Genomic DNA, 1,800 nt, shown 5'->3' with positions numbered 1-1,800 from the left:
GTGGTCGAACATGCGGCTGTGTGTGGCTTTGCCGGGTGAGAACGCGGAGTGCCTGTGCCACGGCCTGATGCTCGTGTTCGAGCATATCGGCGGCGTGCCGCCGCTGGTCGTGATGGACAACGCCACCGGCGCGGGCCACAGGAACGCGAAGGGCGAGGTGACCCTGACCGACGTGTTCGCCGCGTTCGTGGCGCATCACCGCATCGAGGTCAGGTTCTGCAACCCGTATTCAGGCAACGAGAAAGGCAGCGTGGAGAACGCGGTCGGGTTCCTGCGTCGCAACATCATGGTCCCGCCCCTGCATGCGGAATCCTACGAACAATTGAGCCGGCTCATGCTGGAGCGGTGCGACGGGCTGGCGGCAGAATCGTATTGCCCGCGGTTGATGGACGTGCCCGTCACGCAGGTGTTCGCCGAGGAGCGGGCATCGTTGATGCCTTTGCCGTCGACCGTGTTCGATCCGGTACGCTGGCAGACCCGTATGGCCGACAAATACGGGCTGGTCGATATCGACTCGAACCAGTACCTCGCCGGTGCCTGTCATGCCCGTTCGCGTGTTCTGGCCGCGATCCGGTGGGACACGGTCACGCTCACATCGCCCGCCACCGGGGAGTTCCTGGCCGATTATCCCAGACTCTACGGCAAATCGAACAGTGTGGAGGACCCCGTACTCGTGTTTCCCCAGCTCGCGCTCAAACCACGCGCGTGGAGGGAAAGCACGATACGCCCCGATATTCCCGACGACATCCGCGGCTGGCTCGACTCCATGGACGACAAGACCCTCAAGGAAAGCCTCAAAGCGATCGCATACGCGTGCCAAGCGGCCGGGTTCGAGCCCGTGATGCAGGCATGCGACGAGATCCTCGCCTGCAACAGGGACATGGGCCTGCACGCGGACTCGCTCACCCCGATCGCGTTGCGCATGCGCGATGGCGACTGGCAATACCCCGGCGCCATCGACGAACCCGATCTAAGCGGCTACGACCGGTTCATCACCAGTGACCGTCACACCAACAACGACCAGGAGGGAATGCAATGAGTGTCAGACCCGATCCCGTGATCCCCGACACACGTCGCAGACGAGCGTCCACGACCGAGAAAAGCGAACGCATCCTCATGATGAGCCGCAGCCTGACCCTGACACGCAGCGTGCTCGCCAACATGCTCGCCGAGGCGACACCCAACCAGCTCGAATTCATCGAACACTGGTTCACCGCGGAACTCGACTCACGAGAGCAATCCAAACGAGCCCGCCTCCTCAAACAGGCCGGGTTCCCCGCCGACAAGACCCTCGACGGCTACGACTGGACCAACCTGAACATGCCCGCCGACTGGGGGCGAACCCAATTGGAGAGCCTCGAGTTCATCAGTCGATGTGAGGACCTCGTGCTCTACGGGCCCGTCGGGGTCGGCAAAAGCCATCTCGCGATCGCGATCGGCAGGCTCGCCTGCGCCAAGGGCATACCGGTCCGGTTCTTCACCGCGACCGGACTACTCATGCGCCTGCGCCGCGCCCAACAGGACAACCGGCTCGACCGGGAGCTCGCGGGCATCGGCAAAGCACGCCTCCTGATCATCGACGAGTTCGGCTACCTGCCCATCGACGAGGAAGGCAGCCGCCTCCTCTTCCAGATCATCAGCGACAGCTACGAGACAAGGAGCATCATCTACACCACCAACATCGAATTCTCGGGATGGGGACGCATTCTCGGCGACAAGAACATGGCCGCCGCCCTCATCGACCGCACCGTCCACCACGGACGACTCATCAGATTCGAGGGCCACTCCTACCGCAGCCAA

2 protein-coding genes are annotated in these 1,800 nt (G+C 63.2%); both read left to right on the top strand.

The features are described 5' to 3' along the window. On the top strand, nucleotides 1-1,039 hold a 1,039-nt coding region (locus tag BHAP_RS11245), incomplete at its 5' end, for a Mu transposase domain-containing protein (RefSeq protein ID WP_094730738.1). Nucleotides 1,040-1,056: 17 nt separating this feature from the next. Beyond that, on the top strand, nucleotides 1,057-1,800 hold a 744-nt coding region (gene istB, locus BHAP_RS11240), incomplete at its 3' end, for an IS21-like element helper ATPase IstB (RefSeq protein ID WP_211279748.1).

Origin of the sequence: Bifidobacterium hapali (assembly GCF_002259755.1) — a bacterium.
Taxonomy (GTDB): Bacteria; Actinomycetota; Actinomycetes; order Actinomycetales; family Bifidobacteriaceae; genus Bifidobacterium; species Bifidobacterium hapali.
This window is presented reverse-complemented; position numbering and strand designations above follow the sequence as displayed.